At 58.3% G+C, this 4,682-nt stretch carries 5 protein-coding genes; all 5 read left to right on the top strand.

Annotated elements, in window-relative coordinates; all coding sequences use genetic code 11:
* A partial coding sequence (locus RTY00_RS11115; protein ID WP_312664468.1) for an ABC transporter permease subunit occupies nt 1–217 on the top strand: 217 nt, incomplete at its 5' end.
* Nucleotides 217–1,854, top strand: a complete 1,638-nt coding sequence (gene nikE, locus RTY00_RS11110; protein WP_312664467.1) for an ABC transporter ATP-binding protein — start codon at nt 217–219, stop codon at nt 1,852–1,854. The genes RTY00_RS11115 and nikE, both read left to right, overlap by 1 nt.
* 10 nt (nt 1,855–1,864) lie before the next feature.
* Nucleotides 1,865–3,091 (top strand): M20/M25/M40 family metallo-hydrolase, encoded by a 1,227-nt coding sequence (locus RTY00_RS11105; protein ID WP_312664466.1) that lies wholly within the window; start codon nt 1,865–1,867, stop codon nt 3,089–3,091.
* Nucleotides 3,091–4,203 carry a Xaa-Pro peptidase family protein gene (locus RTY00_RS11100; protein ID WP_312664465.1) on the top strand — a complete coding sequence of 371 codons (1,113 nt, stop codon included), beginning with the start codon at nt 3,091–3,093 and terminating at the stop codon, nt 4,201–4,203. The genes RTY00_RS11105 and RTY00_RS11100 overlap by 1 nt, the downstream gene beginning before the upstream one ends.
* Nucleotides 4,204–4,218: 15 nt before the next feature.
* On the top strand, nt 4,219–4,682 hold a 464-nt coding region (gene ddpX, locus RTY00_RS11095; protein ID WP_312664464.1), incomplete at its 3' end, for a D-alanyl-D-alanine dipeptidase.

Here is a 4,682-nt window from a genome sequence, read left to right as displayed (position 1 = left end):
CTTCGCCATCATGCTGTTTGCCACCCTAAGTTTCCTGGGCTTAGGCGCACAGCCGCCAGAGCCGGAATGGGGATTGATGGTCTCAGAAGCGCGCGCCTACTTCTTCAATGCGCCGTGGATGATGATGATTCCGGGCCTCGCCATCGCGCTGGTCGCCATTGGTTTTAATTTACTGGGTGACGGGCTGCGTGATGTGCTCAACCCAAGGAGCCACTGATGAGTGACAAGCTTGCACCGGTGCTGTCGGTGGAAAATTACAGCCTCGATTACGCGTTAGCCAAAGGACATGCGCTGCCGGTGCTGCGCGACATCAACCTGCAAGTGATGCCCGGCGAAGTACTCGGGCTGGTGGGCGAATCGGGTTCCGGTAAAACCACGCTCGGCTGGGCGATTATGCGCTGGCTGGCGGGTAACGCGCGTGAGCTGCAGGGCGATATCCGCCTGAACGGCGACAGCCTGCTAACCTTGCCAGCGGCTAAACTGACGGCACTGCGCGGGGCCAAACTCGGCATGATTTTTCAGGATCCCAGCGCCTCGCTCAATCCCACGCTAACCTTGGGCGAGCAGGTCACCGAAGTGTTGCGCCGCCATCGCGGTTTGTCCGCGCGCGAAGCGCAGGAGCTGGGCGAATCGCTGCTGCACGACGTTGAACTCAAAAATCCGGCACGCATGATGCGCCGCTATCCGCATCAGGTTTCGGGCGGCGAGAAGCAGCGCATCCTGATCGCCACCGCGTTTGCCTGCCAGCCGGACTGCATGATTTTTGATGAGCCAACCACCGCGCTGGATGTGATCAGCTCAGCGCAAATCCTCGATCTCTACGAGCGTTTGCGTGAAGAGACCGGCGTCGCGTCGCTTTATATCTCGCACGATCTGGCGTTAGTCGCCAAAGTCGCCAATCGCGTCTGTGTGCTGGAACAAGGGCACATTGTCGAACAGGCCGACACGCGCAGCCTGTTTAACGCGCCGCAAAACGCCTACACGCGCAAGCTGATTGAGGCGGTGCCCAATCCGCAACATCGGCTGGTGCAGGACGCGGCAGGCAATCAACCGTTACTCGGCCTGAAGCAGTTGACCATCGACTATGGCAAACAAGGTTTGCTCGACCGCCTGCTGAAGCGCGAAGCCAATACCACGCGCGCCGCCAATGCGGTTTCGCTCACTGTGCATCAGGGCGAAATTCTCGGTGTGGTCGGCGAATCGGGTTCCGGTAAATCCTCGCTGGGTAAAGCCATCACTGGACTGGTGCCGTTCAGCGGCGAGCTCGATTTTTGTGGCTACACGCTGCATGGCCGCGCGCAGATGGATAAAGAGTATCGCCGCCGCGTGCAGACGATTTTCCAGCATCCCGATGCCTCGCTGAATCCGCGTATGACCATCGGCGAAATCATCGCGCGGCCGCTGCGCTTGTACGGTTTACCGCCGGGCGAAACCGAAGCGCAGGCGGTGGCGCGCCTGCTGCAGGAAGTGCGTTTGCCGCCAGAGTTTGCGCAGCGTTATCCGCATGCGCTATCGGGCGGCCAGAAGCAGCGCGTCGCCATCGCCCGCGCCTTTGCTAATCCGCCGGATTTGGTGATTTGCGACGAGATCACCGCCGCGCTCGACGTCTCAGTACAGGCCACCATCATCGAACTGTTGCTGGAACTGCGCCGCCGCTACGGCACCGCGTATCTGTTTATTACCCACGATCTCAACCTGATTCGCCAGATCGCCCATCGCGTGGCAGTGATGTATCGCGGTGACGTGGTGGAAGTGCTGCCCGGCGACAACATGACGGCGCTGGCGCAGCATCCTTATACCCGTGCACTGCTTGATGCGGTGCATATTCCCGACTTATCCAAGTCCGTTGCATGACGAGAAAAACATGAATCCTGAACAGTTAATTCATCATATCGATCGCGAATTTTGCCTCTCTTTCCTGGCAAAAATGGTGCAGCACAAAAGCTACAGCGCCACCGATGGCGAGCGTGAACTGGCGAAATACATGGCCGCGCAGATGGCGCAGCTGGGCCTGGAAACCGAACTGCAGAAGGTGCCTGGCGACAGGCTGAACGCGATTGGACGATTGGCGGGCAGCGGCGGCGGCAAAAGTCTGCTGTTCAACGGTCATCTGGATACCAATCCGGTCACCGAAGGCTGGACCGTCGATCCCTGGGAAGGAAAAATTGACGATCAGTTCATCTACGGCATCGGCGTGTCGAACATGAAAGCGGGTGATGCCGCCTACTTCTGCGCCTTGAAAACGCTGATTGATGCCGGTGTGAAGTTGAAAGGCGATGTGATTCTGACCTACGTGGTGGGCGAGTTGCAGGGCGGCATTGGCACGCTGGCGGCGATTGAGCAAGGTGTGCGCGCCGACTACTTCATCAATGCGGAACCGACCGATCTGCAAGCGCTCACCATGCACGCCGGTTCGCTGATGTTTACCATTGAGCTCACCGGCGATACGCGCCATTTATCGAAACGTGAAGAAGCGGTCGATGCGATCAGCGCCGCTGTCGAGCTGATTCCGCAGATTAACGGTATGACCTTTAGCGGTGCTAAAACCGCTGAACATCGCAAGATTAACCGTGGTCACATCGGCACCGTGCATGGCGCGTTAGGGCGCGATCTGGAAGAGTGGCGACCGCCGCAGGTGGCTGACTTTGTGCGCTTAAAAGGCTCGGCACGCTTCGCGCCAGGGCAAACGGTGGAAGGCGTGCTCGCCGATCTGCAGGCATTGCTGAATAACTTGTGCCAGCGTTATCCGGGGCTGAAAGCAGAGCTTTACGATGATGGCATCCGCGATAAACCCACCATGTTGCCTTTCGAAGTGTCACCGGAATCGGCCATCGTTAAAGCGGTGAATCGCGGCTGGAAAACCGTGCGCGGCACTGAGCAACCGACCGGCGTGATCACGCCTCCGGCATTTTTTGGCACCGACGCGGCGCATCTCTATCAGCATGCGGGCATGGAAGGGATCGTCTGTGGGCCGGGCGGCAAATACAACACCATGCCGGATGAACGGGTTGAAATCAGTGAATTCCTCGATATGGTGCGCATCTATCTGCTCGCCATTCTGGAGATTTGCCAGCCGGTTGAGGCCGCGTAATGCACGCCGAAGCGCTAATGCGTCTGCGTGCCGCGATGCAGCAGAACGCGGTTGATATCATGCTGGTGGATCACGGTGAGCTGCTGGCGTGGCTCACCGGCTTTACCGTCTCCGAAACCTTATATCGCGCCTGCCTGGTGCCGCTCAACGGCGAACCCTGGATGGTGCTGCGCCAGCTGGATGAAGCGCCATGCCGCACGCAATCGCCGACGCTGGAAGTGGAAAGCTATCGCGATGATCAGGATGCCTGGCACGCAGTGGCGCAAAGCCTGTTAAGTCGCGGATATCAACAGGCACGCATCGGCGCGGACTTTTACTCCTACGGCATGACGGTACACAGTTGGCAGCAACTTTCACGCTATCTGCCAGACGTGAAGTGGTGTGATTTAACCGGGCTGAGCGACCGGCTGCGCAGCGTCAAATTCCCGGCGGAAATCGCCGCGTTGCGTCAGGCTGCTGCCATCGCCGATGCCACTATGATGGCTATTGGCGCGGAAGTGGAGGGCGGCTGGCGGGTGCGCGATGTCGCCGCGCTGGCCGCCGGACAGTTTTTACAGTTTGGCGCGGATACCGGCGAAACCGGACCGATTGTGATCGCCAGCGGTGATAATGGTTTTCTGCATGCCAGCGGCCACGTGCAGCGGCTGGAAAATGGCGATGTGCTGCATGTCGAGCTGATACCAAAAGTGAAACATTACAGCGCGCGCCTGATGCGGCCTTATATCGTCGGAGAGATTTCGGCGCAGCGTGCCGAACTGGCAGAACAGCTGATCGCCATTCAGGATCAGCAATTTGCAGCCATGAAACCGGGCATCGTGGCGCACGACGTAGATGCCATCGTGCGCGATGCGGTGCTGAGTAGAGGATTGCGCGCGGATTATCCCAATATCACCGGTTATGCGTTGGGGCTTTATACACGCACGCCACGACCGAGTGATTTTTCCTGCAGTTTTCACCCTAACGCGCAGTGGCTGCTGGAAGAGAATATGGTGTTCCACATGTATATTTCGGCGCAAGGTCTGGCGTTCAGCGAAACGGTGCGCGTTACGCCCGCTGGGGCAGAACGGCTGACAAATTTACCGCGTCAGTTATTATCATTGCCGGACCAGTAATGAGCAGGATGTATTATGACGCAGGACGTTGAACTGATTGATTTAGCCGTAACCTTTCCCGCTTTACGTTTCGATCTGAAATATGCCACGGCAGATAACATCGCGGGCTATGCCATCTACCGCGAGGCAAAAGCGTTGCTGCATCCGGCCGCCGCCGACGCACTGGCAAAAAGCATTGAGATTGCCCGGCTGGCGGGATTCAGTTTGTTGGTACTCGATGCCTATCGGCCGCAGCAAGCGCAGTGGCACTTGTGGGATGCCTGTCCGGATAAAGATTATGTGGTGCCGCCCGCGCAGGGATCGAATCACAGTCGCGGCGTAGCGATTGATCTGACGTTACTTGATGCACAAGGCCAGCCGCTGGATATGGGCACCGCCTTTGATGCGATGGAAGTGGAATCGCATCCCTATCATCCGAATGTCCCCGCCGAAGCACAACGTAATCGCCTGCTACTGAACGCAATTATGTTTGGCGGCGG

This window comes from Pantoea sp. CTOTU49201 (genome assembly GCF_032054795.1).
In the GTDB taxonomy this organism is placed as follows: Bacteria; Pseudomonadota; Gammaproteobacteria; order Enterobacterales; family Enterobacteriaceae; genus Pantoea; species Pantoea symbiotica.
This window is presented reverse-complemented; position numbering and strand designations above follow the sequence as displayed.